At 59.1% G+C, this 25939-nt stretch carries 22 protein-coding genes; 3 read left to right on the forward strand and 19 right to left on the reverse strand.

From position 1 onward, the window contains the following. Positions 1–29: 29 nt before the first annotated feature. From BMY54_RS28055 to minC, 7 genes are all read right to left on the reverse strand, one after another. Entirely contained in the window at positions 30–2183 is a 2154-nt protein-coding gene (locus tag BMY54_RS28055) for a mechanosensitive ion channel family protein (RefSeq protein WP_093441630.1), read from the reverse strand. A gap of 77 nt (positions 2184–2260) precedes the next feature. Further along, complete coding sequence (locus BMY54_RS30700; RefSeq protein ID WP_175559679.1) at positions 2261–2437, reverse strand: hypothetical protein; 177 nt, start codon at positions 2435–2437, stop codon at positions 2261–2263. Between the two features lie 212 nt (positions 2438–2649). Beyond that, the gene (locus tag BMY54_RS28060) at positions 2650–3939 is read right to left on the reverse strand and encodes a M18 family aminopeptidase (RefSeq protein WP_007919200.1); all 1290 of its coding nucleotides are present in this window, start codon (positions 3937–3939) and stop codon (positions 2650–2652) included. A gap of 116 nt (positions 3940–4055) precedes the next feature. Beyond that, the gene (locus BMY54_RS28065) at positions 4056–4691 is read right to left on the reverse strand and encodes an RluA family pseudouridine synthase (protein WP_007960625.1); all 636 of its coding nucleotides are present in this window, start codon (positions 4689–4691) and stop codon (positions 4056–4058) included. A 90-nt stretch (positions 4692–4781) separates the two neighbouring features. Continuing rightward, positions 4782–5036, reverse strand: a complete 255-nt coding sequence (gene minE, locus BMY54_RS28070; RefSeq protein ID WP_003223146.1) for a cell division topological specificity factor MinE — start codon at positions 5034–5036, stop codon at positions 4782–4784. Beyond that, positions 5036–5848 (reverse strand): septum site-determining protein MinD, encoded by an 813-nt coding sequence (gene minD / locus BMY54_RS28075; protein WP_007913953.1) that lies wholly within the window; start codon positions 5846–5848, stop codon positions 5036–5038. Before minD ends, minE begins: the two co-directional genes overlap by 1 nt. A 169-nt stretch (positions 5849–6017) precedes the next feature. Further along, the gene (gene minC / locus BMY54_RS28080; protein ID WP_026000431.1) at positions 6018–6755 is read right to left on the reverse strand and encodes a septum site-determining protein MinC; all 738 of its coding nucleotides are present in this window, start codon (positions 6753–6755) and stop codon (positions 6018–6020) included. Positions 6756–6872: 117 nt separating this feature from the next. Here minC and BMY54_RS28085 point away from each other — a divergent pair, with 117 nt between their 5' ends. Then, positions 6873–7805, forward strand: a complete 933-nt coding sequence (locus tag BMY54_RS28085) for a lipid A biosynthesis lauroyl acyltransferase (RefSeq protein ID WP_093441635.1) — start codon at positions 6873–6875, stop codon at positions 7803–7805. Positions 7806–7840: 35 nt separating this feature from the next. After that, complete coding sequence (locus tag BMY54_RS28090; protein WP_093441640.1) at positions 7841–9025, forward strand: patatin-like phospholipase family protein; 1185 nt, start codon at positions 7841–7843, stop codon at positions 9023–9025. Positions 9026–9146: 121 nt separating this feature from the next. Here the strand turns inward: BMY54_RS28090 and BMY54_RS28095 are convergent, their stop codons facing one another. The 8 genes from BMY54_RS28095 to puuE form a co-directional block, all read right to left on the reverse strand. Further along, complete coding sequence (locus tag BMY54_RS28095) at positions 9147–9932, reverse strand: outer membrane protein OmpK (RefSeq protein WP_093441644.1); 786 nt, start codon at positions 9930–9932, stop codon at positions 9147–9149. A gap of 374 nt (positions 9933–10306) precedes the next feature. Then, entirely contained in the window at positions 10307–11092 is a 786-nt protein-coding gene (locus BMY54_RS28100; RefSeq protein ID WP_064118622.1) for an outer membrane protein OmpK, read from the reverse strand. A gap of 160 nt (positions 11093–11252) precedes the next feature. After that, complete coding sequence (locus tag BMY54_RS28105; RefSeq protein WP_093441648.1) at positions 11253–12605, reverse strand: nucleobase:cation symporter-2 family protein; 1353 nt, start codon at positions 12603–12605, stop codon at positions 11253–11255. A gap of 168 nt (positions 12606–12773) precedes the next feature. Continuing rightward, positions 12774–14087, reverse strand: coding sequence for a urate hydroxylase PuuD (locus tag BMY54_RS28110; RefSeq protein WP_093441653.1), 1314 nt, complete (start codon positions 14085–14087; stop codon positions 12774–12776). Between the two features lie 51 nt (positions 14088–14138). Further along, entirely contained in the window at positions 14139–14642 is a 504-nt protein-coding gene (locus BMY54_RS28115; protein WP_034151759.1) for an ureidoglycolate lyase, read from the reverse strand. Positions 14643–14762: 120 nt separating this feature from the next. Then, positions 14763–15758 (reverse strand): allantoicase, encoded by a 996-nt coding sequence (gene alc, locus BMY54_RS28120; protein WP_007913974.1) that lies wholly within the window; start codon positions 15756–15758, stop codon positions 14763–14765. An 87-nt stretch (positions 15759–15845) separates the two neighbouring features. Continuing rightward, complete coding sequence (gene uraD, locus BMY54_RS28125; RefSeq protein WP_093441657.1) at positions 15846–16361, reverse strand: 2-oxo-4-hydroxy-4-carboxy-5-ureidoimidazoline decarboxylase; 516 nt, start codon at positions 16359–16361, stop codon at positions 15846–15848. Continuing rightward, positions 16358–17284, reverse strand: coding sequence for an allantoinase PuuE (gene puuE / locus BMY54_RS28130; protein WP_093441662.1), 927 nt, complete (start codon positions 17282–17284; stop codon positions 16358–16360). Before puuE ends, uraD begins: the two co-directional genes overlap by 4 nt. Before the next feature lie 421 nt (positions 17285–17705). Between puuE and uraH the strand changes: the two genes are divergently transcribed. After that, positions 17706–18059, forward strand: a complete 354-nt coding sequence (gene uraH / locus BMY54_RS28135; protein WP_003223171.1) for a hydroxyisourate hydrolase — start codon at positions 17706–17708, stop codon at positions 18057–18059. Between the two features lie 133 nt (positions 18060–18192). Here uraH and BMY54_RS28140 read toward each other — a convergent pair whose 3' ends face one another. The 4 genes from BMY54_RS28140 to BMY54_RS28155 all read right to left on the reverse strand — a co-directional run bounded on the left by BMY54_RS28140 (position 18193) and on the right by BMY54_RS28155 (position 25820). Further along, a complete protein-coding gene (locus BMY54_RS28140; protein ID WP_093441811.1) occupies positions 18193–20079 on the reverse strand; it encodes a hypothetical protein in 1887 nt (628 codons plus the stop codon). Between the two features lie 50 nt (positions 20080–20129). Then, complete coding sequence (locus BMY54_RS28145) at positions 20130–21974, reverse strand: response regulator (protein ID WP_093441667.1); 1845 nt, start codon at positions 21972–21974, stop codon at positions 20130–20132. 80 nt (positions 21975–22054) lie between these two features. Beyond that, positions 22055–23728, reverse strand: coding sequence for a hypothetical protein (locus BMY54_RS28150; RefSeq protein ID WP_093441671.1), 1674 nt, complete (start codon positions 23726–23728; stop codon positions 22055–22057). A gap of 247 nt (positions 23729–23975) precedes the next feature. Continuing rightward, positions 23976–25820, reverse strand: coding sequence for a hypothetical protein (locus tag BMY54_RS28155; RefSeq protein ID WP_093441676.1), 1845 nt, complete (start codon positions 25818–25820; stop codon positions 23976–23978). Between the last annotated feature and the right edge of the window lie 119 nt (positions 25821–25939).

The following is a 25939-nucleotide window of genomic DNA, read 5'->3' on the forward strand; positions in this document are numbered from 1 at the left end:
GCCTGTGACTGCAACCGCGTGCCTGAGTGCTATTCCTTCGGCTGGCCGCCACCGGCAGTGATCACTTGCACGCTCATGCGCGGCGTCGCCAGATCGAGTCCGGCTTCGTCGAGATGGCGTTTGAGCGACAGGTTGAAGGCTCGAGACACTTCCCATTGTTTGATCGGCGCGGTCTTGAACCGCGCGCGCAGAATCGCGCTGCCGGATTCGAAACTTTCGACGCCCTGAATCTCCAGCGGCGACCAGATGTTGCGCCGTTGCAGCGGATCGGTGCGCATCTTCTGCCCGACTTCGCGCATCAGTTTGATCGCGTCGTCGATTTCCATGTTGTACGGCACCGCCACGCGGAAGATTGCGTAGCCAAATTCCCGCGAGTAGTTCTTGATGCTTTTGATTTCGCTGAACGGGATGGTGTGGACGATGCCGTCGATATCGCGCAGGCGCACGGTGCGGATGGTCAGGCCTTCGACAGTGCCGAGGTGGCCGCCGACGTCGACGTAGTCATCGATGGCCAGCGAGTCTTCGATGATGATGAACAGGCCGGTGATCAGGTCCGCTACCAGCGACTGCGCACCGAAACCGATGGCCAGACCGATCACACCGGCACCGGCCAGCAGTGGCGTGACGTTCATGCCCATGTTGGCCAGCGCGACGATCAACGCAATGATGAAAATCGCCACGAACAGCACGTTGCGGATCAGCGGCATCATCGTTTGCGCGCGGGCATTGGCCAGGCCTTTGCGCGAGCGGGTGAGGGCGTGGTGCACGGCGGTGTCGGCGAGGATCCAGATCAGCCAGGAGAAAACCAGTGTGCCAATCAGGCTGAACAGTTTGACGCTGATGTCATGGCCTTCGCCTTCGGCAAAACCGATCAGCGACTGGCCCCAGACGCGCAGGCCGAGTTCGATAAAGACCAGCCAGACCAGCAGGTGCGCGAGGGTATAAAAGAAGTTTTTCAGACGCTCGGAATACAGCGCGTGACGTTTCGGCCCGCGTTGCGGTTTCAGTGAGTGGCGGCGCACGAGGCCGTTGATCACCATGCACAACACCAGCAGCACGGTGCAGATCAGCGACTGACGCAGTGCGGTGCTGGTGTCGCCGGCGGAGACGAACGTGGCGAACAGCGAGATGCCGACCAGTACCAATGCCGGCACATACCAGAAGGTGCCGAGGATTTCGATGGTATCGCTGAGGGCGCGGCGGGTCAGGCGTCGTGACAGCGGCTGGTTGCGAATCAAGTGCGCGATCGGCCGGCGGAAACGCAGGATAAACAGGCCGGTCGAGATTGCCGCGAGGACATTGGCGATGGTTGCAGCGGTGTGGGCCAGATGCACGCCGAGGCTTTCGATCAGGCGCGGATCGTTCAACGCTTCACCGAACGCGGCGAAGCTGCCGATCAGCCACAGCGGCCGGAACGCCTGATGACGCAGGATGTACAGCGCACGATGGCGGTGCGGGCCGTCGAGCAGGGAAAACGCGATCACGCAGATCGCCGAGAAACAGGTGCCGACCACCAGCGCATAGGCCAGCACCATCGCCAGGCTTTTGCCTAGCGACGACGGTAGCGCGTAGCTCATGTAGACGGTCATTACCAACGCGATCAGCCATGGCCCGAGCTTGCGTAATGCAAAGCGCAGCATGTCGAGGGCTTTGGGGTGTTGCGGCAGTTCTTCGGTGAGGCCGAAGCGCATGCGTACCCGGTGACTGAGCCAGATCAGCGCGGCGGCGAGCAGGCTCCAGACCATCAGGATCATGGCGAAACCGAAAATGATCGGCAGCCACTCGTTGGCCGGTAGCAGCATCGCGCTCAGTTCGTCCTTGGCCAGGTCGAACTCGTTGCCCCAGCGGTTGAGCGGGCTGTCGGCACCGGTGAATTGCTTTTCGAAGTTGGCGAGGGTCCCGCCGATCAGGCCGAGTACGCCTTCTTCGGGGCTGGCCTGGGCCTTTTTGGTGGCGTCGCGCAGCTTTTTCAGGTCGGTCAGCAGTTGCGCGCGTTGCTTGTCGTTTTCCAGCGACTTGATGACTTCGTCGAGGGACTGGCCGAGCGGTTCCTGGGCTTCTGGCTGGGCCTTGTTGGTGTTGAGCAGACCAGGCAAGCCGACCGCGTGGGCGGGCGCCATCGGCAGCAGTGTCATCAGGCAGACAAGGAACAGACTGGGCAAAGCAAAAAGACGAGCGAACACTAGGCGGTCAACCTCGCAAGGGGCGGATTCGCTGGAGTGTACGAGGCCCACCCATTCAATGCGAGCCGGGCGCGGATTTATTCGTTGAGTTTGGCGAGGATCTTGTAGACCACCGTGGCGAGGATCGTCAGCATGCCGACCCACATGGCAAATACCCCGGCGTTCTTGTCACGGAAGTTGAAACCGATCGCCAGCAGGATCATCCCGCTCAGAATCGGAATGAGCATGGCGTGGAACGAAGACATCGAGATCATGGAGACTGCCTTGTCGAAATGAATGATGTAAGTCTAGGTCGGTTTTGGCGGAGCTGTTCTGATGTGTATCAGAGTTGAGCCGGTTTCAAGATGAAATTTGTGCTGCCTGAACTGACGCTTTCGCGAGCAGGCTCGCTCCCACATTGGAATGCATTTCAAACTGTGGGAGCGACGGTGCGACGATTCGACCTGCTTGCGAAGCTTTTAAGCTTTTAGGGTAATTCGCGGCAGGCGTAGAACGCGCTGAGCACTTTGACCAGATGCGCCAGGTCATGGCTGCCGCACAGTTCGCGGATCGAGTGCATGGCGAAGGTCGGCAGGCCGATGTCGACAGTGCGCACACCTAGGTGGCTGGCGGTGATCGGGCCGATGGTCGAGCCACAGCCCATATCGCTGCGCACCACGAAGCTCTGTACCGGCACTTCTTCGGCCATGCACAGATGGCGGAAGAACCCGGCGGTTTCGCTGTTGGTGGCGTAGCGCTGGTTGCTGTTGACCTTGATCACCGGGCCGGCGTTGAGTTTCGGGCCGTGGTTGGCATCGTGCTTTTCCGCGTAGTTGGGGTGCACGCCGTGGGCGTTGTCGGCCGAGACCAGCAGGGACTTCTGGATGGTGCGGACGAACTCGTCACCTTCCGGCAGCAGACGACGCAGGGTTTGTTCGAGCATCGGGCCATCGGCGCCGCAGGCCGAGCAGGAACCGACTTCTTCGTGGTCGTTGCACACCAGCACGCAGGTTTCGTCGGTTTCGGCGGTCAGCAAGGCTTGCAGGCCGGCGTAGCACGACAGCAGGTTGTCGAGGCGCGCGCCGGCAATGAAGTCGCCGTTGAGGCCGATCACTGCAGCGCTTTGCGTGTCGTAGAAACTCAACTCGTAATCGAGCACGACGTCGGCGTTCAAGCCATGTTCGCGGGCCAGTTGATCGGTGAGCACGGCGCGGAAGTCGACGCGCTCGTCACCGGCGAATTGCGCGAGGATCGGTGGCAGTTCGGTCTGCGCGTTGATCGCCCAGCCCTGATTGGCTTCACGGTTGAGGTGAATGGCCAGGTTGGGAATGATCGCGATTGGCGCCTTGAAGTCGATCAACTGGCTTTCGACTTTGCCGTCGCGGCGGAAGGTCACGCGGCCGGCCAGCGATAGATCACGGTCGAACCACGGCGCCAGGAGGGCACCGCCGTAGACTTCAACACCCAGTTGCCAGAAGCCCTGACGCTGCAGTTCCGGTTGCGGCTTGACCCGCAGGCACGGGCTGTCGGTGTGCGCGCCAACCAAGCGGATACCGCCGTGCAGTGGCGAGGTGCGGCCCATTTTGATCGCGACGATCGAGGAGTCGTTACGGGTGACGTAATAGCGGCCGTTCGGCTCGGTGGTCCAGGGCTCGCGCTCGTCGAGGCGCACGAAACCGGCAGCCTCCAGACGCTGCACCAGACTGGCGGTGGCGTGGAACGGGGTAGGGGAGGCCTTGAGAAAGTCGATCAGGCCTTGGTTCAACTCTTCGCGCATAAGAAACTCCAGACAGCAGTGGGCGGGAGTTTAACGCATCGGCCGGGGAATTGAATCTGCACCGAACCCATGTGGGAGCGAGCCTGCTCGCTCCCACATGGGTTCGGTGGTGCTTGTCAGAACGGCGCAGGGCACTCGAAACGCAGGCGTTCGCCGGTTTGCGGATGGGTGAAGCTGAGCATGCTCGCGTGCAGGCACAGGCGTGGCCATGCCGCCAGCGCCTGCTCGTGGGCGTAGAGGCCATCACCGAGCAGCGGATGCCCGATCGACAGCATGTGCACGCGCAACTGATGCGAGCGGCCGGTGATCGGTGTCAGCTCAACGCGGCACCAGTCGCCGCAACGCTCCAGCACACGCCAGAAGGTCAGCGCATGCTTGCCGAATTCGTGGTCGACGACATGGCGCGGTTTGGTCGGCGGGTCGTAACGCAAGGGCAAATCGATGCTGCCACTGTCCAGTTCCGGCTGACCCCAGGCCAGTGCGGTGTAGGCCTTTTCAGTTTCGCGGTCATGAAACTGCCGTGACAGTTCGCGATGCGTATCGGCATCACGCGCCAGCAAAATGATGCCGGAGGTTTCCCAGTCCAGGCGATGGACGATGCGCGCTTCGGGGTAGCCGTTTTCCTGCAGGCGGGTAATCAGGCAATCCTTGTTGTCGTCGGCGCGACCAGGCACCGAGAGCAGCAACGTCGGTTTGTCGACCACCAGCACGGCGGCGTCCTGATGGATGATGCGGATGTTGGACAGCGGCATTAAAACAGCCTCGTAACAAATGCCAACGGCGGTTCAGGGCCATCCCGCATGGGGATGGCCCTGAACCGCCGTCGTACCTGCCGGATCGACTCAGCGATCAGGCAGGGTGATGTTGAGTTCCAGAATCGAGCAACTGCCCTGGCTTTCCAGTGCAACATGTACGTCGTCGTTGCCGATGTTGACGTACTTGCGGATCACGTCGACCAGTTCCTTCTGCAAGGCTGGCAAGTAATCCGGCGTGCTGCGCTGGCCGCGCTCATGCGCCACGATGATCTGTAGACGCTCTTTCGCTACCGAGGCGGTACTTGGCTTTTTGTTGGCACGAAAGAAGTCAAAAAGGTTCATTACCTACCTCCAAACAGGCGCTCGAAGAATCCCTTCTTCTCGACATCGAGGAAACGGTGGGCTTTTTCTTTGCCCAGCAAACGGTCGACGGTATCGCTGTAGGCCTGACCGGCATCGCTCTGGTCGTCGAGAATCACCGGGACGCCCTGGTTGGATGCCTTGAGCACCGCCTGGGATTCCGGGATCACGCCGAGCAGGGTTACCGAGAGGATTTCCTTGACGTCTTCAACGCCCAGCATTTCGCCCTTTTCAACACGCTCTGGATGGTAGCGAGTGATCAGCAAGTGTTCCTTGATCGGGTCTTCGCCACGTTCGGCGCGGCGCGATTTGCTGGCCAGCAGGCCCAGCATGCGGTCCGAATCTCGTACCGAGGACACTTCCGGGTTGGTCACGACGATCGCTTCATCAGCGAAGTACATGGCCAGGTGAGCACCTTTCTCGATGCCCGCCGGGGAGTCGCAGACGACGAACTCGAATTGTTCCTTGAGCTCCATCAGGACTTTTTCCACGCCTTCGACAGTCAGCGCGTCTTTGTCGCGGGTCTGACTGGCGGCCAGTACGTAGAGGTTTTCCAGGCGCTTGTCTTTGATCAGCGCTTGTTGCAGGTTGGCTTCGCCGTTGACCACGTTGACGAAGTCATACACCACGCGGCGCTCGCAACCCATGATCAGGTCAAGGTTACGCAAGCCCACGTCGAAGTCGACGATCACTGTTTTGTGGCCGCGCAGAGCGAGGCCGGTACCGATAGCGGCGCTGGTGGTGGTCTTACCCACACCACCCTTGCCGGATGTAACCACGAGAATCTTGGCCAAGGTGTTTCACCCCTAAGGAAGAAGGACTTTTTAGCCCCTGAAAAACATCTCTTGAAAACTACTGCAGTCGGACAGCCTTGGCTGGAATTCGGCATTGAGCCTTTTTCCTACTTCGTTTGAGCCGTTTTCGCTACGTTTTAGAGATGCTTGGAAAATGCGGCAGTATCCGTTAAAGCCGAATGATGTTCAACACGTCGCCCGACAGGCTGACCTGTACGCCCGAGCCCCACATAGGGTCGCGGCGCAAATCTTCGGAAACCTTGTAATGACCGGCGATGGAGATCAGTTCAGCGCTCAATTGCTGACAGAAAATCCGTGCCTTGGTGTCACCCTTCACGCCGGCCAGCGCCCGACCACGCATCGGGCCGTATACATGGATGTTGCCATCGGCGAGAAGTTCCGCCCCCGGACTGACCGAGGACACCACGACCAAATCGCCACCCTGGGCATATATCTGTTGGCCACCACGTACTGGCGTGGTGATGACGCGGGTCGGTTTGACCGTTGGCTCCGGCGGTTTTTCCGGCTTCTTTTTGACCTCGGCTTCGGGTGTTTCCAGCGGTCGTTCACGGGCGCCCGACGGCGGCAGCACCGGAATGTCGATAGCGATGGCGGCGGCGATATCTTCGATGCGGCTGGCGCGAATCGCCAGGGTGCGCAGGCCATGTTGACGGCAGACGCGCATCAGGCCTGGCAGATCGACGGCGCCTTCGCTCGGCGGCAGTTTGTCCAGCGCCAGAACCAGCGGCGCGTTGCTGAAGAAGTTCGGCGCCTGGGCAACTTTGGCGGCCAATTGCCGATCGAGGCTTTCGAGGTCGTTACGGGCCAGTTCCAGCACAGTAATGGCCAGCATGCTGCCCTTGAGCTGGAATACGGGATCTTGGTCTAACGGTTCGGTTTGGCTCATGTCGGCATACAACGGCTTGTCACTAAAAGTGCCGAGACTTATAACGAGAACGCCCGCAGGCCGCAAGCCGGGTCGAACGATGTAGAATGCGCGGCCACTGCATTTACGGAAGCTTTAATGGATCGCCCGCGTTTTCGAACAGCCTTTTTATCGCCACGCTTCTGGCCGCTCTGGTGCGGTCTGGGGCTTTTGTGGCTGATCGTCCAGTTGCCGTATCCGGTCTTGCTGACCATCGGTCGTGTTTTGGGCGCGCTGATGTATCGCGTGGCCGGCGACCGGCGGCGCATCGCCAAGCGCAATCTTGAACTGTGCTTCCCGGAAAAATCCGCCGCTGAGCGCAAACGCCTGCTCAAGGAAAATTTCGCCTCCACCGGTATCGCCTTTTTTGAAATGGCCATGAGCTGGTGGTGGTCGCGCGAGCGTCTGGCCAAGCTGGCCCACGTTGAAGGCCTGGAGCATTTGCAAAAGGCCCAGCGCGAAGGCAAAGGCGTGATTCTGATGGCCGCGCATTTCACCACGCTGGAAATCGGCGCGGCGTTGCTCGGTCAGCAGCACACGATTGATGGCATGTACCGCGAACACAAAAACCCGCTGTTCGACTTCGTCCAGCGTCGCGGTCGCGAGCGGCACAATCTCGACTCGCTGGCCGTGGAGCGTGACGACGTGCGCGGCATGCTCAAGCTGCTGCGTTCCGGTCGCGCGATCTGGTATGCGCCGGATCAGGACTATGGCGCCAAGCAGAGCATTTTCGTGCCGCTGTTCGGCATTCAGGCGGCGACTGTGACAGCGACGACGAAATTTGCGCGTCTGGGCAAGGCGCTGGTGGTGCCGTTCACCCAGGAGCGTCTGGCCGACGGCAGCGGTTATCGCTTGGTGATTCATCCGCCGCTGGAAGATTTCCCCGGCGAAACCGAAGAAGCCGACTGCATCCGCATCAATCAGTGGGTCGAGAGTGCGTTGCGTGCCTGCCCCGAGCAGTACCTGTGGGCTCATCGACGCTTCAAGAGCCGTCCACCGGGCGAGCCGAAGCTGTACGCCAAACGCGGTTGATTCTCCCATCCTTTCAAGCACCATGGAGTGTTGCGATGAGCCCAGCTGAACCGGTCACAGGTTTGATTCTTTCCGGCGGCGGGGCTCGGGCGGCGTATCAGGTGGGCGTGTTGGCGGCGATTGCCGAATTGCTGCCGCTGGGTGCGGACAATCCGTTTCCGGTGATCGTCGGCACCTCGGCCGGGGCGATCAACGCCGTCAGCCTCGCCAGTGGCGCTAGCGACTTTCGCGCCGCCATCGAACGCCTGACCTTGTTCTGGCAGGGCTTTCGCAGCGATCGCGTGCTGCGCAGTGACTGGCCCGGGGTTATCCGTCAGGCCAGCCGTTTTGTCAGCCACAGCCTGCTCGGCCTCGGTCGGCAACTGCCGGTGGCGCTACTCAACAGTTCGCCGCTGCGCGCTCTGCTAAATGAAAAACTGCACATGCCCGGTATCGCCGAATCGATCGCGCGCAAGCAATTGCATGCGGTGGCGGTGACGGCGTTCGGCTACGAATCCGGGCAAGCGGTGACGTTCTATCAGGGCGGCGGCAAGATCGATTCATGGCTGCGGCATCGGCGCATTGGCGTGCCGACGGAGCTGACGGTGGAGCACCTGCTGGCCAGTTCGGCGATCCCGTTGCTGTTCGCGCCGGTCAAACTCGGCGATGAATATTTTGGCGACGGCGCGGTGCGGCAATCCGCACCGATCAGCCCGGCACTGCACCTGGGCGCGAGCCGAGTGCTGGTGGTGGGCGTCAGTGGCAACCCGCGCGGCTTTGATCCGCAGCAGCCGCTGGAACGCGCCTACACCGGGCAACAGCCTACGCTGGCGCAGATTGGCGGGCACATGCTCAACAGCACGTTCATTGACAGCCTGGAGAGCGACATTGAGTTACTTCAGCGTCTCAACCAGTTCAGCCATTTGATGCCCGCCGGCACGCCGACCCGCGAGTTGGGTGTGGCGCCGGTGGAGGTGCTGGTGATCTCGCCGAGCCAGCCGATCGATGAAATCGCGGCACGGCATCGCCAGGAGTTGCCGGCGGCGTTGCGCTTGTTCTTGCGCGGACCGGGCGCGACCAAGACGAGTGGGGCAGGGGTGTTGAGTTATCTGTTGTTCGAGGCGGGGTATTGCAGCGAGTTGATTGATCTGGGGCGGCGGGATGCGTTGGCCAAGCGCGAGGAGCTGTGCCGGTTTCTCGGGATATCCGAAACGGTGGCGTCCGCCTCGAATCTTGTTTGAACCCATTCGCGAGCAAGCTCGCTCCCACAGGGTTCGGCGTCGTATGCGGAATTCGCCTTCAACATAGAACCACTGTGGGAGCGAGCTTGCTCGCGAAGGCGTCCTTGCGGACGCCGCCGGATCAGAAGTGGTACTTCACCAGGAAGCTGGTGTTGCTCTGATTGGTCTTGAACGCACCGGTGTCGTCGATGCCGTACTTGTCTTTCCAGTAGTCGTATTCCACACCGACGTACAACTGCTTCTCGCCGAGACGCAGCGCTTTGCCCAGGTCATATTTGATCTGTGGGTTGAAGTGCAGGTTGGCGTGGTACTCGCCCTTTTTGTTGACGTCGTTGTCGCTGACCCAGTCCATGAAACCGTCGATCAGGATGTTCGAGTTGCCAACCGGAATGGTGTACGACCACACCGGGGTGATCTGCCAGACGTTGTCGCCCGCACGTGGGCCTTCGGTGTGGCGCTGATAGAAGTTCAACTGGAAGTAGTCGAAGCCCGGGATGGCCAGGTCGAAACCAGGGCCGATCAGGTAAGACTCGACATCACCTTCACCGAACTCGTAGGTCATCGCCAGCAGTACGTCTTTGATCGGGCCGAATTCGATCTTCTGGTCGAGGATCTTGCCCAGCGACAGGCGCGGGCTGAACTCGCCGTAATACGTGTTGTTGCCGACGCCGCTGTCAGGCTTGCCGTTGTAGAAGATCTTGTCGACGAACAGGAAGTTGTCCCCGTACTTCCACGCATCGGCGTGCTCGAAGGTGACGGTCTGCTGGATGCGCGGGTTGACCTGGAAGTCCTTGCCATAGAGGTAGGTCAGGCTGTTGTTCTGCCACTGCAGCAGGCCTTCGGCCATGGCCTGGCCGCCGGCCAACATCGATCCCGCGAGCATCAGGCTGGTGCACATACGTTTCATTCGGTTGCTCCCAAAGTAGGTGTTCCACGTTATTTTTTTTAAGATCGGCGCTCTGGTGTGGCGCCTTTTTTCGTTGCTGCAAAAACTCATCCGATCGGTCAGCTTCGTTGCTGTTAGCAAGAGCTGAGCCAAGGCTTTCGAAAAGCAAAAAAACACCCGCTCGGCTGCTGAAAAACAGTCGATTGAGTGTGTTTTCGGGATGCCTCGGTACTGACCGGGGCCGGGATATGTTGGCTTTTCGGTCAGGAATTAAATCCGGGCTTTTTTTTAGACCGAATTCAGAAGGCCGCGGAGAATACTGACTCCTCGGCCTGCTCTCAAGTGCCCCGCAACAGAGCACCGACGACAGGTATGGGGCACGGTTGCGGGCCATCTTAGAAATGCACCTTTACCAGCAGGCTGGCGGTGTTCTGATTGGTGTCGAAGTTGTGCGTGTTTTCGACGCCGTATTTATTTTTCCAATAGCTGTATTCGGTGCCGACATACAGTTGCTTCTGGCTCCAGCCCAAAGCTTTGCCCAGGTCATATTTGATCTGCGGATTGATGTGCAGGTTGGCGTGGTAGGTGCCGCGTGAGTTCTCATCGTTGTCGACTACCCAATCGAGGTAGCCGTCGATCAGCACATCGGAATTGCCCAGGGGAAAGCTGTAGGACCAGCCGGGGGTGATCTGCCATACGCCGTCGCCGGGGCGTGGGCCTTCGGTCTGGCGGCGAAAGATGTTCAGGGTGACGTAGTTGAAACCGGGCACCTTGAGGTCGAAACCTGGGCCGATCAGGTAGGCCTCGCTGTCGCCTTCGCCATATTCGTAGGTCATGGCCAGCAGGACGTCTTTGATCGGGCCGAACTCGAGCTTCTGGTCGAAGATCTTGCCGAACGAGAAGCGCGGGGTGAATTCACCGTAGAAGGCGTGCGGGCCTTTGTTCGCGTCTTCCTTGCCGTTGTAGAAGATTTTGTCGACAAACAGGAAGTTGTCGCCGTACTTCCATTTGTCGGCGTGCTCAAAGGTCAGCGTCTGCTGGATCGATGGGTTGATTGCGAAATTCTTGCCGTACAGATAGCTCAGGCTGTTGGTCTGCCACAGCAGTAAATCGCCGGCCATGGCCTGACTCGCGGCCAGCAGGCCGCCACTCAACAGAACGTTGGTTTGCGTGCGAATCATCTGTTGCTCCCTCTTGTTTTTATTGTTTGAGGCAGGGTGTTGCACAGTCCCTGTGGGAGCGAGCTTGCTCGCGAAAGCGGTGTGTCATTCAACAGTGATGTTGACTGACATGGCCTCTTCGCGAGCAAGCTCGCTCCCACAGGGATAATCAGTAATGCTGTTAATGCGCATGGCAGTCATTGATCGCCGCGCGCTCTTTGCCGCCGAGAATGTTGAACAGCAGGTTCAGCGTCAGCGCACTGAGCGTTGCCATGGCGATGCCGCTGTGGGTAATCGGGCTCATCCACATCGGCAAATGCGCAAAAAACTCCGGACGCACCACCGGGATCAGGCCCATGCCAATGCTCACCGCGACCAGCAACTGGTTGCGCCGGTCACCGATGTCGGCTTCCTGGAGAATCTTGATTCCGGTCGCTGCGACCATGCCGAACATCGCAATCGCTGCGCCGCCGAGCACCGCCGGCGGAATCGACGCCACCAGAAATGCCGCTTTCGGCAGCAGGCTCAACACGATCAGCAAGCCACCGGCAACGATGGTTACCGAGCGGCAGCGCACGCCGGTCATCTGCACCAGGCCGATGTTCTGCGCGAACGAGGAGTGGGTGAAGGTGTTGAAGAAACCAGCGACAAACGAGGCGCCGGCATCACACAGCAAGCCGCGACGCAGCATGCGCGGGCAGACTTCCTGGCCGGTGATCTTGCCCAGCGCGAGGAACATCCCGGTGGATTCAACAAAGATGATCACCACCACCAGACACATCGACAGGATCGGTGCCAGTTCGAATTTCGGCATGCCGAAATGCAGCGGAGTGACGAACTGAACCCATGGCGCGTTGGCCATGCCGCTCAGGTCGACCATGCCAATCGCGCCGCACAGGATGTAGCCGAAGCACATGCCGATCAGTACGGAAATGTTGACCCAGAAACCGCGCATGAAGCGGTGGACCAGCAGAATAGTGCCCAACACCAATGCGGCGATGGCCAGATAAATCGGTGAGCCGAATTGCGCAGCAGCGGCGCCGCCACCGGCCCAGTTCACGGCCACGGGGAACAGCGACAAACCGATCGAGGTGATGACCGTGCCGGTCACCAGCGGCGGGAAAAAGCGCACGACCTTGGACATGAACGGTGCGATGAGCATGCCGAAGAAGCCGGCAGCGATCGTCGCACCGAAGATGCCTTGCAGACCGATACCGGGCATGCCGGCCATGGCGACCATGCTGCCGACTGCAGCAAAACTGGCGCCCATCATCACCGGCATGCGAATGCCCATCGGGCCTATGCCCATGGATTGCACGATGGTGGCGATACCGGCGACCAGCAGGTCGGCGTTGATCAGGAAGGCAATTTCTTCACGACTCAGGCCAGCGGCCTGTCCAATGATCAGCGGCACCGCGATGGCACCGCCGTACATCAGCAGAACATGTTGCAAACCGACCAGGATCAGTTGCAAAAGGGGCAATCGCTGAATGGCGGGTGCGTCGGGGATGCGCGCTTTGGACAGCTCGGACATGCAACACCTCGGATCTTTTTTATTCTTGTGATTGAACAGCTGCCGGGTTGCTCACAGCTGTTTCTTTGCATCAGGTAAAACCGCTTTAAGGCGATTCGCGAGCAGGCTCGCTCCCACAGGAAATGCGCGATCTCTGTGGGAGCGAGTTTGCTCGCGAAGCTTTGTTGCTTAGTTGGTCTGTGCTCCCTGGGCAATCCATGCACCGATCAGGTCACGTTCTTGCTGGGTCATCTGCGTGATGTTGCCCAGTGGCATGATCTGCGTGGTGATGGCTTGCGCCTGGATGCGCGCCGCGTTCTGGCGAATTTGCTCTGGGGTGTCGAACATCACACCGGCAGGCGCCGCACTGAACAGCGGGCTGGTCGGTTTGGCCGAGTGGCAAACCGCGCAACGTTCCTGAATCACGTTGTGCACTTTGTCGAAGGCCGGACCTGCGTTGGAGGCTTGCGCCGGTGCTGCTGCAGGGGCTGCGGGTGCAGCAGGTGCCGCCGCTTCAGCCGGTTTCGCGCCACCGCCCAGTGCCGTTTCCGGCAGCGGTTGGTACTCGATTTTGGCTGGTGCCTTGGCCACTTCCGGTGCGGTCGACATCGGCGTTGGGCCGGTGACGTACGCCAGGGTGATCATGCCCACCGCTGCAACCGGCAGAGTCCAGGCAAACTTGTGGCTGTCGTGACGGGTGTTGAAGTAGTGACGCACCAACACCGCCAACACCGCGATCCCGGCCAGGATCAACCAGTTGTACTGGCTGCCATAGGTGCTCGGGAAGTGGTTGCTGATCATGATGAACAGCACCGGCAGGGTGAAGTAGTTGTTGTGACGCGAACGCAGCAAGCCTTTGGCTGGCAGCGCCGGATCCGGCGTGCGGTTCTCGGCAATTGCGGCAACCAGTGCACGCTGCGCCGGCATGATGATGCGGAACACGTTACCGACCATGATGGTGCCGATGATCGCGCCGACGTGCAGGTACGCACCACGACCGCTGAACACTTTGCTGAAGCCATACGCTGCGCCGATGATCAGCACGAACAGAATGAAGCCGAGCAGAGCAGGGCGTTTGCCCAGTGCCGAGTCGCACAGGAAGGAGTAGATGAACCAGCTGAGGAATAGCGAGCCGATACCGATGGCCACGCCTTCAGGGCCGCTCAGGGTGCTGCCCGGAGCCAGCAGGTAGAGCGTTGGGTTGGAGTAGAACACCACGCACAGCAGCGCGATCCCCGACATCCAGGTGAAGTAGGCTTCCCATTTGAACCAGTGCAGGTTCTCCGGCATCGCCGGCGGGGCCAGTTTGTATTTTTCCAGGTGATAGATACCGCCACCGTGGATCGCCCACAGGTCACCGGCCAGGCCGGTTTTCGGGTTGACGCGGTTGAGGTTGTTCTCCAGCCAGACAAAGTAGAACGACGCGCCGATCCAGGCCACGCCAGTAATCATGTGAACCCAGCGCACGCTCAGGTTCAGCCATTCCAACAGATGTGCTTCCACAGTCTTTACCTCTCGCCTGTCACTCTTGTTGTCGAGTGATCAGACCTTCTCTTATTGGTGGGGGGCGAGGATCAAACGCTCATCCTCTTTGAAAAAATGCTCATCGCAGTTATTGCCTGTGCCACTGCGATCAACCACCAGGAAGTCATCCCGCTTTTCGATCGTCAGCACCGGATGGTGCCAAACGCCGCGATGGTAATTAATGCCCTGCCTGCCGTTGGTGACGAAGGCGCGGACCAAGCCTGATACAGGTTCATCGCCAACTGGCGCGACCACGATCAGAAAGGGATTGCCGAGCAGCGGAATGAAAGCCTGGCTGCCCAGCGGATGGCGTTCCAGCATGCAAACGGTCAGCGGCATGTCCTGCGCGTCGGCGCGGAAGATGCTGATGATCGCGTTGTCCTCAGGCTGAGCGGTTTCGACCGTCGCCAGTTTATGGAAGCGCATGGTCGAACCGTTGTTGATCATGAAGTGATCGCTGCCGTCGGTTTCGATCACGTCACCGAAAGGGGCGAAGGCTTCTTTGCTCAGCGGTTCAATCGTTAGTGTGCGCATGCTGTTCTTCTTATCCGAATTCTGTGTTGTTGGTTCTATTGCTTTCGCGAGCAGGCTCGCTCCCACATTTGGAATGCAGTCCCCTGTGGGAGCGAGCCTGCTCGCGAATGGCCTCACCGCTTATTTAGCGACCTTGCCCAGTACGCGCAGGCGGCTCACACCACCATCCGGGAACACGTTCAGGCGGATGTGGGTGATCGGGCCCAGCGCCTTGATCTGCTCGACGAAGGTGTGTTCGGCGTGCATTTCCAGCTTCTGGCTTGGCAGCAGTTCACGCCAGAACAGCGACTGGGTTTCGATCTGGCTGTCAGTACCACCTTTGACGAACGCACCCTGGATCGAGCAAGTGTCCGGGTAGTTGCCTTTGAAGTGCAGGGTGTCGACGACGATCTTCTCGATCTCGCCCGGGTGACCCAGCGCGACGATGACCCAGTCATTGCCTGGCGTGCGACGACGTGCAGTTTCCCAGCCGTCGCCCATGTTGATGCCACGGCCCGGGTTGAGGATGTTGCTCATGCGGCCGAAGTGTTCGTCGGAGCAGGCGAGGGCGCGGCCACCATTCAGGGCTGCTGCCAGATCGACTTGCTCGTTGTCACCCACAGCGGACCAGTCGCGGAACGGAATGCCGTACACGCGCAGACGGGCGACACCGCCGTCCGGGTAGATGTTGAAGCGCAGGTGGCTGAACGCTTGGTCGTTGCTGATTTCGTGGTAGTGGTGGCTGTTGCCCTGCAGCTCAACGGCCGACAGCACTTCAGTCCACTGGGTGTTTTCATCAGGCTCGCCCGACGCCAGGAAGCACGCTTCCAGAGAGGCCGATGGCGGGAAGTTGCCGGTGAAGAATGAAGTATCGATGTCCACGCCTTTGATCGAGCCCGGTACGCCCAGACGGATTACGGCGCTGTCGAAGCCTTCGAAGCGCTTGCGGCGTGATTCCCAGCCGTCCATCCACTTGCCGTTGTCATCGAACACGCCCTCCTTCCATACGGCCGGGGTCGGTTGGAACAGACGATTGGCGTCTGCGAACCAGTCATCGGTGACCGAAATGATTTTGGTGCCCAGACGGGCATCGGCCAGGTTGACGAATTTTTCGAAAGGTACGGCGTAAGCTTTCATTCTTCTTGTCTGCCTTTAAAAAAGTGGCTGGGGATGCTTGCAGGACCCTGGGTACTCTCCGCGTTTGATGTACTCGGGTCAGGCTTGCTAAAGAGTCAGTAAACGGAACAGGGCGATCTTGTTGATCTCCGCCAGCGCGCATTTGAACTCGGTGTCTTGCGAGTTGTGAATGCGCGTTTCGAACGCCGCGAGGATCTGATGCCGGTTGCTGCCTTTTACCGCCATGATGAAGGGAAACTTGAACTTGGCTTTGTAGGCGTCGTTCAGCTCGGTGAAGCGCTGAAACTCTTCGGCCGTGCATTGGTGAATACCGGCGCCAGCCTGTTCATTGGTGCTGGCTTCGGTCAATTGGCCCTGGACGGCGGCTTTGCCGGCCAGGTCCGGGTGAGCGTTGATCAGCGCCAGCTGGCTGGCGTGATCGGCGCTCAACAGGATGTCGCTCATGCGCTGGTGCAGGGTTTCGATCTCGTCGATCGAAGCGTCCACGCCCAGGTCGTAGGCCTTCTCGGCCACCCATGGCGAATGTTCGTAGATGTCGGCGAAGGCGTTGACGAAAGCGTCGCGGCTCAGGGTCGACGGTTGCAGGGTTTGAAAGCGGCTCATTTCGCGGCCTCTTGGTACGGGTGGGTTTCGTGCCAGTGACGCGCGATGTCGACGCGACGGCTGAACCACACCTGTTCATGACTTTTGGCGTATTCGATAAAGCGTTTGAGCGAAGCGAGGCGACCCGGACGGCCGATCAGGCGGCAGTGCAGACCGATCGAGAGCATCTTCGGCGCTTCGGCACCTTCGGCGTAAAGCACGTCGAACGCGTCTTTGAGGTATTCGAAGAAGTCGTCACCCTTGTTGAAACCTTGCACCTGGGTGAAGCGCATGTCGTTGGTGTCGAGGGTGTACGGGATCACCAGATGCGGCTTGCCGGTCGGGTTGTTCGGTTCCCAGTAGGGCAGGTCATCGTCGTAAGTGTCGCAGTCGTAGAGGAAACCACCTTCTTCCATGACCAGGCGACGGGTGTTCGGGCCAGTGCGGCCGGTGTACCAGCCCAGTGGGCGCTCGCCGGTGATTTCGGTGAGGACGCGGATCGCTTCGAGCATGTGCTCGCGTTCCTGCGCTTCGTCCATGTACTGATAGTCGATCCAGCGGTAGCCGTGGCTGCAGATCTCGTGGCCGGCATCAACCATCGCGCGGATCACGTCCGGGTGGCGTTGGGCGGCCATGGCCACGGCGAAGATGGTCAACGGAATGTCGAATTCCTTGAACAGTTTCAGAATCCGCCAGACGCCGGCGCGGCTGCCATACTCGTAAAGCGATTCCATGCTCATGTTACGCGCGCCTTGCAGCGGCTGAGCGGCAACCATTTCGGAGAGGAAGGCTTCGGATTCTTTGTCGCCGTGCAGGATATTGCGCTCGCCGCCTTCTTCGTAATTGAGTACGAACGACAGAGCGATGCGGGCATTGCCCGGCCAGTGTGGGTGAGGAGGGTTACTGCCGTAACCGATCAGGTCGCGTGGGTAGTCAGCGCTCACTGCAGTCTTCCTTCTTATTCGTTGACAGATGGGTGTGGCGGCCTGGCAGGCTGGCGTCACAGCGATGGGCTGATTGTATACAACTTTATTCGCAATTTGTAAGCCTGAATTTTCGCATTTTTCGCCGACTGTCATCTTTTCCTGGTATTGGCGTGAGCCTGCAAGAAACCTGCCTGACCAGTCAGTTAATGGATAGGAGGTGCAATGTATAGGCGTGTTGCTGGCAGAACGCGGGGAAAGCCCCGATTGGCGGGGGTGGTGTGAAAAATGTCGTTTTTATTGTGTACAATTTTTTTGAAAAGTGTCTTAATCAGTCGCTCGCCGCAGCTTTTCGTGCTCCGAATCGGTGCGGTCTCCTTTTTATCTGACTTCGGGAGGCGCGAGGTCTGACTGCTTCCACGCAGGCAGGCGCGCAGAATCAATGGGACGTTTGACAACACACGTTTTGGACGCTGCACACGGTTGCCCGGGCAGTTCGATCAAGGTCGAGCTGTACCGCGTTGAAGGTTCGCACCTGGAATTGGTCGCCAGTGCGATAACCAACAGCGATGGCCGGGTCGATGCGCCGCTGCTGCAAGGCGATGATTATCGTACCGGGGTTTATCAGGTTCAGTTCCACGCTGGCGATTACTACCGCGCCCGCGGCGTTCAGTTGCCGGAGCCGGCATTTCTGGACGTGGTTGTACTGCGCTTCGGCATCTCTGCCGAACAGGATCACTACCACGTGCCATTGCTGATTTCGCCTTACAGCTATTCCACGTACCGGGGCAGCTGACCCCCAAGCAGCTGCCCACCACCGGGAAGCGACTGCGCATATAGCTTCTTTGGTCTTTCGCCCGCTCACACTGCGGGCTTTTTTATGCCTGACTAATCTGCCCGCCTGTGCTGCAGAGAACTCCGGAGCTCATTCAGCTGTGTCGGGTGACAATAAGGTTATGTTCGTGAGTGGGGAGAGGCTCGTTGGTGCCCAGCAAAAAAACGATTCTGTTGGTGTGCAAATGCACCATCAACTCGTCTTTGACCTGTACGTCCATGTTGTCGACAAAGACTCTTTTCTTGAGCCAGGCAACTGGATCAGGGAGAAAAACAGTGTTGTTTTGAATCCTGTCCATGAACAGGATGAAAACAGGATCAACCCCCGTTCGCTTGATCAATAAGGCATTCCCCTGGTTGGCGCCGAAATCATGGGCAATGGAGTAGCCGTGCGCGCTAAGAAGATCTTTGAACAGTGTTCGCGTTGTTCGGCGACCCCTTTGGTGTTGCGAGCCGGAGAACAGTTTCGGGTTGAAGTCGATTCTTCGCAGACCTTCAGCGGAAGGTAGCGGCATACGCATGTAGCCATTTACGTCAGTCGCAAGCGGCGAGAGGAGCATTAGCGGGTCGCTCAAGTCTTGACGAGCGACTCTGTTATCGCCCGTGAAAATAGAGCGATTTTCCCAGTACTTGAACGTCTCGAACAATGCACTGATCCCGGACCCTGTCATTTTCTCGGAGTGATTAGCTCGATTGAACATCTCCCGTGCGGCTTTACTTGCAGAGTGATCGGAAAGATAGGGGAACTGATCGCTGACATATTGAGTCAGGCTTTTCTCAAATGGCCGACTCTCCACGATTCTCCATGCCTGACTGCCATGCCCCGTATTGCCCTCCCACTTCACCGCCGCCCTGGGTTGCAACTCAGGATTGCTCAGCAGCAACTGTTCGAAAGCATCGAAACGAGTAGCAGAAAACTGTGGCGGCTTGATGAAGGCAAAGGCGTCAATGGCGTGGCTCGGCTGGTCAAGTATCGCAAAGTGCTTGCCGCCGATTTCGATGGAGTCGCCGGCTGACGGTTTCGTCGTGGTTCCCCAGCCTTTCCATAATTCACTGATGCCCATGAGTACGAAGGGATTGAGAGGATCACTGTCTTCTGGCAGTCGAGGGCGTTTACTTGGGCTCGGGCCGGGCTTTTCTGACCGGGGCAGGGCACGGGAACTGCCTGCTTGCGGAGCTTGTTGTGTATCTGTAGTCGTCTGCAATTTACGGCGCCAGACGAATTGCCCGGGAATCTGCTCGAACGCTATATCCGGCACATTGATCGTTGTTGCTGAAGCCAGTTTGTATTCGCCTTGTTCGTTCCTGCGAACCAGGACGGTTCCTTCGGCGATATCGACATAGGTTTTCCCACGCGGCCCTTTGCGAATACCGTCCAGGGACTCCCGCGCGGCAGGGAGAAGGGTCGCCAGGTGCGGGTCGACGAGGATGATTGCTTGTAGTGGTTCGGCAGTCCGTGGCTGCGCAGACAGACTCCTCTGTCTGGAGTGAGCCGCGTACCACTGTGCCTCGATGCGCCAACGTGACTGGCCGTGGATTTTTTTCAGAATGGGTGGTGTCACGCCCGGAGCCGCGGGCCAGGGAATCTGGTAGTGACCGGCGGTGTTGAGTTCAACCCGGTAATGCCGGCCGTCTTCCAGGTGCGCGTAAATCTGGCCGCCCGGGGCCACGAATAACCCGTCGACGGAATTGTGCGGCTGTAGAAGAGCGGCTTGTAATACCGGCAGGGATATCTCGGCCAGTCTGGCATTGGTTTCGGTGAGCAGCGGATCCGTTATGTAACTCACCACCACGCGTGGGGCGCCTGCCATTTCACTGCCAGACGTACCGGCAGTGGAAGTGTCGGGCAGTTGTTTCGTACCTGGCGCAAAAATGTCAGAACCCTGGGTGTTTTTGAGGCTGCCATTGCCAGCGGCAGATCTGTTGATCGCCGAAGTGTCGGGCGAAGCAGGGCGGACTGTTGTCTTTGTGGGTTTGGTCATTTGAAGTATCTCTAAGCTGTTCATGTTTTTTGGTTGACTGTCCTGCGCGGTCATTGGTCTTTGAAAATGAACAGCGTTGTCTGCCCCAGAACATCTGTCTGGGTGCCGCCGAGCAGGTAGCTGATCTTTTTTTCTGTGCGGTAAGTCGACAAAGGCTTTGGTTCGCTGCTGGATGTTTGCAGCACGACTTCATTGTTCTCAAAACGCTCAGGCCGAAATCGCTGCAGGCGCCCGTCGTTAAGAGGTGGCAGTTTCAGTACGAACACGTGATCGATTTTCTCGCGGTGAAACAACAATTCGTTTTCCGCAAGCGTGTTTGTCGGGTTGCTTACCACGTAACCGTCATCCTCCAGAATCTGCCTGAACAGCCTGCGCAGATTGGCCGCAGTGGGCGTCGTGGCGTACTCGTTCCAGTGGCGAGAGAAGCGCCCGGGATCAAAATCCAGGCGCATCAGGCCTTCACCCAGCGAAGCAGGAATCGCCAGGGTGGGTTCCGGTCCGGACAGAGGGCGCAACATGAGGAGCGGGTCGGCCAGCTCTCGATTCGGTGCTCTGCGCCGATCCCTGTTGGCCCAGTAACCAAACACCTGGTTCATCAGCGCCAGACCAGGGGCAATGATGATTTCCGATCGGTTCGCCTGATTGAACATGGCCCGGGCGAGTGAATTGACGGATTGATCCGACAAGTATTTGAAGGTTCTGGCGATGTACCGGGTGATCGGCATCTCGAAGGGCACGACACTGTCGAGGACCGTCCATTGGTGGTTTTGTTTAACCGCCCACTTGGGCTGCAGCGACGGGTTGTCCCGCAGCATGTATTCGAAAGCGTCATACAGGGCGGGCGAGAACAACGGATGCTGCAGGTAGACCAGTCGCGGGTTGGCATTCAGGTCTTGTTGCATCACCCGGTAATACTGCCCGTCGATCTCGATATGCTGACCCAACGCTGGTCGGACACGGTGTCCCCAGTTTCGCCATAAACCGAAACTCAAGTTGATCGCGTCAGGGTTGTCCGAGAGCAGGCTTTCGGTCAGCGCCCGGGTGGCGTCTGTCCCTTCTTCCTGATGCGGGCGTTTGCTGGGGCCGGCCATGGGGTCCGACGTCTCGGTCGAGGTTTTGCGTTTGTCCTGCGGCGGGTGTTGTGCAGGCAAATCGGTTGGCCCGGTCTTGCGGCGCCACAGTCGCGTCCCGGGAATCTGTTCGAACAATAAAGCGGATACTTCGCGCGCCGTCGCGGAGGTCTGCTGATAGTGACCGTTGGCGTTTTTACGCACCATGACGGTTCCTTCTGCGGTATCGATATAGGTTTTTCGGTGCTTGTCGTAGCGAACGCCGTCCGGTGTTTGCAGGCGGGGGGAGAGCAGGGCGGCGGCATCGGGGGCGAGGTAGGTCGGCTGTTCCCCGGGGATACGCTCAGCGGCTGCAGCTGGCCCGTCATTGTCTGGGGTGTGCGCCAGCCAACTGGGTCGTTCGAAGGTCCAGACTGGCTGGCGCTCGGTTTTGATCAGGAAAGGACCCGCCAGATGCGGAGTGAAGTTGAAGGGAATCCGGAAGCGGCCATCGTGATGGATTTCGACCAGCAGATGCCCTGCATTTTCAACATGGGCGTACAGCTTTCCTTCCGGGCTGGTGAACAATCCGCTGTCGGGATCCAGCCGTTGTAGCAGGTGCACTTGATCGGCAGGCCAGCTGATGGCGCGCAGAGCGGCCGCTACCGACACGGGGTAGACGGCAGATGCCTCGTGGACCTGCACTGGCTGTTGACGCCCGGAATTGCTCGGCAGGTCTGCAGAGGATTGCGTGGTTTCGCCGGGGATTCTGGGGACAATGCCAGCGGCATTTGGGCGTGTGTCAGGCGCAATAACACCGGCCACACGCTTTGGTGGTTTGACCATTAACTGAATCTCTTGATTTGGATTGTGGGTGTGCAGGTGTCCGGACTTGCGGACGTACCGTTCAGGCGTTCAGCAGCGGCTCAGCCCTCTCTCACAATGAACAGCGTCGGGTAATCAGCGGATATGGGTTGTATACCCCCCACCAGATGGATGACTTCGGTGTGAGCCAACTGGCCCTCCAGCATCTGTTTTTGCGACACGCTGAGCCTCGTCAGATAGGCGGGGTCGATGAGTTCGGTACCTGCGGGTGTGGTGCGAGTAACCTGATTGCCAGCGATGGGTGGCAGCTTCAACACGAATAGAGCGGCAACGCCTGGGCGGTAAAAAATCAATGCACCTTCACTGAGTCGGTGCGTGGTCGGATTAATGCTGTAGCCGTTGTGTTGCAGGATGGTCGCCATCAATCCGCGCAGGTTTCCTGGCGTCGGCGCTGCTGCATAGGAGGCCCACTCCTGAGGAAACCGTTGTGGGTCGAAATCCAGGCGCTGTAATACGGCTGAGTTGTGCGCAGGCAGTGTGAGCAAGCGGCCGCCTGCCAGATGGCCGGGCGATGTCGGCAGTTTTGGCAGCATCAACAAAGGGTCCGCCAGTCCGTGTAGCGGGGGCTCGTGATTCACCCTGTCCAGCCAGTGGCGGAAGGTCAGCGCCATCGCCGAAAGTCCATGGGCGTTGATGCCCTGAGGCAGTGAAAGCCGATCGAATACCGCCCGCGCGAGGTTGCTGGTCGCCTGCTCGGACAGATAGTTGCAGGCGGCGGAAACATATTGAGTGGCGGACATTTCGAACGGTGGAGCGTTGTCCAGAACCTTCCATTGGCCTTCGCGTTTCAGTGCCCATTTCGGTTGGCGCGAAGGCTCGTGACGCAGCATGTTTTCGAACGCGTCATAGCGGTCCGGTGCAAATCCCGGGTGTTGCAAATAGACCAGTTCGGTATCGGCACTGACACCTTGCGTGACGATCCGAAAGTGTTGCCCGTCGATCTCTATCGATTCGCCTGAATCGGGTTTTGTGGACCTCCCCCAGTTTCTCCACTGACCGGCGGAAAGATCCAGGGCGACGCCCGGCTGGGCTAACAGATGTTCGACCAGCGTGCTGGTACCGGTCGCAACATGGCTCTGTTCGTCCAGGCGTTGGCGCTTGCTCGGGCCGGGTACGGCATCGGGCCTTTCGGTGGACAGTGGATTGATTACGGCTGGGTCGCCTTGCGGCGGCGTGTCGATTTCACGCCAGAGTTTTGTCCCCGGAATCTGTTCCACTCTTTGTCCCGTCGGGGTTGATTCCCCGGCATGTGTCTGTCGCCAGCCTTCCGCAGTTTTGCTCACCATGACCATGCCGCCGAGCATTTCGACGTAGGGTTTCTTGCGTTTGTCGTAGCGAAACCCTTCTTCAGTGCCTGGTTGCAGCTTCAGTCGGGTTGCTGATTCGGGGTCGATATAGACCGGATGCGCTGGCCTTTCGCTGCTGGAAGCACCGGCCAGCGCAGACGGTCCGGTTTCGATGGATTGCTGCCTCACCCAGTCAGAGGTTCGCGCTTCGCTCAATTGGCGATGCCGGGTAAACGGACGACCGACGATGACGCTGGGGCGGTCGGCGGGCGCTTCTGGCAATGCGTGTGATGAAGTGGCTTCGGTGTGGGGAGTGGAATGACCCGGTTCACCGGGAAGTGCTGCCAGTGGAACAGGTAAAGGATTGGTTGCCCGGCCAGACGGCTCCGGTGACGCCGTGCGAGGAATTTTCCTGGGTGGTTTTGCCATGGATTTGCTCCGATGAATCGCTGATCAGTGATGCGGCCGGATATTCGGGAAGCGGATTCGATGTGCAATTGCGCGGCATCGTGTTTGCCCGACCCATTGGCTTCAAAGGCGTGATGTTCGGCAAAAACTCGCCACGGCGTGCGGTATATATGTATGGCGATGAGGGCAATTGCTGCAGGGTGTTTCGAGGCGTTCGAAAGTCATGCCGACTCGCGCCGGCAGGGCCGGTGCGAGTCGTAGCGGGATCTCAGCGCTCCCTGAGCACGAACACCGAATCCGGAGTCGACTCAACCTTCAATACGCCCCCGATGAGCCAGACCACTTTGTTTTCCATGGTCGCGGTGGCCAGGGCGTGAAACGCCTCGTTGCCTATCCTGGCCGGCAGGCTGGGTTCTGCCAGTTCATTGCCCGGGGTGTGGGACAGGCCGACATGATCCACCACACCCAGTTTCATGAAATAAATCCGCTCACTGGTTCCGCGCCTGAATACCAGCGTTGGCATGCGGTGTTCGTATGTCAGGGGAAATATGTCATAGCCGCTGCGAACCAACAGGGCGCCAAGCAGGCGTCTGAGGTTCAGATCGGTCGGGTAGGTTTTGTAGTGGTTCCACTCGACGGGAAAATGCTTGGGATCGAAGCTGAGTCGTTGCAGTTCGCCGTCGACCTGGGAGGGTATGCGGATGAGTTTTTTTCCGTTGAAATCGATGGCGGGTGCCACTGCCAGCATGTTCAGCGGGTCGGCATACGCAGGTGCGCTGGGAAATGGCCGTTGTTTCCACTGATGCAGGACTGCCTGAATGTTGACCAGCCCGGTGCCGGTAATCGTCGGTGTGTTGTCCGCGAGTTCGAACAGCCTTCTGGCGACGGCCCGTGCCGTGTCATCAGAGAAATCAGGGAATGTCTTGGCTACCGACTGCGAGATCGGTTCATCGAAGAAACGTTTTCCAGGGTGTATTTCTCCCGGATCGTTACCGATGCGAAATGTTGCAACAGGCTGCATCGAGGGCGCCGTACGGAGCATTTGTTCAAACGCATCGAAGTGTGTTGGCACAAAGTCAGGATGTTGCACAAAGAAGACTTTGGGGTTAGGGGTGGAACCCTTCGGCACCACCGGATAATGAAACCAGCCGAGCTGCACCGACTCCACCTGCGCGGGTTTGTTCAGATGGCCCCAGGGTAGCCAGAAAAACGGTGTCTGCTCGGCTGGAGCGCTGGCGTCGAAGGTTATTGGTGCTAGTGGTTGTTCGGGGACGTTGACCCGCGCGCGTTTGCTTGGGCCGGGTTGCGGTTCGTCTGCTTCGGCCATTGGCCGCGACCTGCCTGCAGCGGGATGGTCGGGGGTTGGCAAGTGCGGATGCTTGCGGCGCCAGAGCACCGTTCCGGGAATCTGTTGAAAAAATACATCGGGCAAGTCTCTGTTTGTAGTCGAGGTCAGTTGATATTCACCTTGCTGGTTTTTCCGAACCATGACTGTGCCGTCTGCGGTATCGACGAAGGTATGTTTGAGTTTGTTGTATCGGAGTCCCCCCGTTGAGAGTTCTGCTCTGGTCAGTGTTTTTGCGTCATCGGGCGCAAGGTAGGAGAGGGACGGTGGCGTGGCAGGGGTGTCGGGGCGAGACTGTGTTGATTGCCAGCCGGGGCGCTGGATGTGCCAGCTGGCCTGGCCTTCAATCCTGGTCAGTACCGGGCCGGGAACACCCGGTGCAAAGGTCAGCGGAACGTAATAGTTGCCTTGCAGATCCCGTTCGACGACAAACCGGCCTTCGTTGCCGATTTGCGCGTAGGTTCGTTGATCCGGGCCGGTGAACAGACCCGTGTTTTCTCCGCTTGGTATCAGCTCGTGCAATCGATCCTGTGGCCAGGCGATTGCACTGCGGGCGGCACGGTAGGTATCGGGCATATCACTGACGATGACGGCGGGCGGGCGAGTGGTGGCGATACCGGGAGGTCCCGTGGTCGCGTCGACGCCCGGCAGCGCTGGGTCAGGCAGGTTTGCAGTGACGCGAGTCCCCGAGCCTGGCTGTACAGGTCTGGTTGTAACAGGGGTATCTGCTGCCACTGTCACAGGAACTTTTTTGGGTGGTTTGGCCATGTGAAGTTACTCGTTGAGTGATGATGCGCGGGCACGTAAGTGCCTCAGCGCATTTTTCAGGCGCACTCGTCCGCATCCCCGTGGAGATGTTCGGTTACTGCACTTCGGAGTGCGCACGC

This window comes from Pseudomonas sp. ok266 (assembly GCF_900110195.1).
GTDB classification, from domain to species: domain Bacteria; phylum Pseudomonadota; class Gammaproteobacteria; order Pseudomonadales; family Pseudomonadaceae; genus Aquipseudomonas; species Aquipseudomonas neuropathica.

Bases quoted from the DNA above. Each gene is read 5' to 3' on its own strand.
- BMY54_RS30700 (WP_175559679.1), bottom strand. From the start codon at position 2,437: ATGATCTCGATGTCTTCGTTCCACGCCATGCTCATTCCGATTCTGAGC.
- BMY54_RS28060 (WP_007919200.1), bottom strand. From the start codon at position 3,939: ATGCGCGAAGAGTTGAACCAAGGCCTGATCGACTTTCTCAAGGCCTCC.
- BMY54_RS28065 (WP_007960625.1), bottom strand. From the start codon at position 4,691: ATGCCGCTGTCCAACATCCGCATCATCCATCAGGACGCCGCCGTGCTG.
- minE (WP_003223146.1), bottom strand. From the start codon at position 5,036: ATGAACCTTTTTGACTTCTTTCGTGCCAACAAAAAGCCAAGTACCGCC.
- minC (WP_026000431.1), bottom strand. From the start codon at position 6,755: ATGAGCCAAACCGAACCGTTAGACCAAGATCCCGTATTCCAGCTCAAG.
- BMY54_RS28085 (WP_093441635.1), top strand. From the start codon at position 6,873: ATGGATCGCCCGCGTTTTCGAACAGCCTTTTTATCGCCACGCTTCTGG.
- BMY54_RS28090 (WP_093441640.1), top strand. From the start codon at position 7,841: ATGAGCCCAGCTGAACCGGTCACAGGTTTGATTCTTTCCGGCGGCGGG.
- BMY54_RS28095 (WP_093441644.1), bottom strand. From the start codon at position 9,932: ATGAAACGTATGTGCACCAGCCTGATGCTCGCGGGATCGATGTTGGCC.
- BMY54_RS28100 (WP_064118622.1), bottom strand. From the start codon at position 11,092: ATGATTCGCACGCAAACCAACGTTCTGTTGAGTGGCGGCCTGCTGGCC.
- BMY54_RS28105 (WP_093441648.1), bottom strand. From the start codon at position 12,605: ATGTCCGAGCTGTCCAAAGCGCGCATCCCCGACGCACCCGCCATTCAG.
- BMY54_RS28115 (WP_034151759.1), bottom strand. From the start codon at position 14,642: ATGCGCACACTAACGATTGAACCGCTGAGCAAAGAAGCCTTCGCCCCT.
- alc (WP_007913974.1), bottom strand. From the start codon at position 15,758: ATGAAAGCTTACGCCGTACCTTTCGAAAAATTCGTCAACCTGGCCGAT.
- uraD (WP_093441657.1), bottom strand. From the start codon at position 16,361: ATGAGCCGCTTTCAAACCCTGCAACCGTCGACCCTGAGCCGCGACGCT.
- uraH (WP_003223171.1), top strand. From the start codon at position 17,706: ATGGGACGTTTGACAACACACGTTTTGGACGCTGCACACGGTTGCCCG.
- BMY54_RS28140 (WP_093441811.1), bottom strand. From the start codon at position 20,079: ATGACCAAACCCACAAAGACAACAGTCCGCCCTGCTTCGCCCGACACT.
- BMY54_RS28145 (WP_093441667.1), bottom strand. From the start codon at position 21,974: ATGGTCAAACCACCAAAGCGTGTGGCCGGTGTTATTGCGCCTGACACA.
- BMY54_RS28150 (WP_093441671.1), bottom strand. From the start codon at position 23,728: ATGGCAAAACCACCCAGGAAAATTCCTCGCACGGCGTCACCGGAGCCG.
- BMY54_RS28155 (WP_093441676.1), bottom strand. From the start codon at position 25,820: ATGGCCAAACCACCCAAAAAAGTTCCTGTGACAGTGGCAGCAGATACC.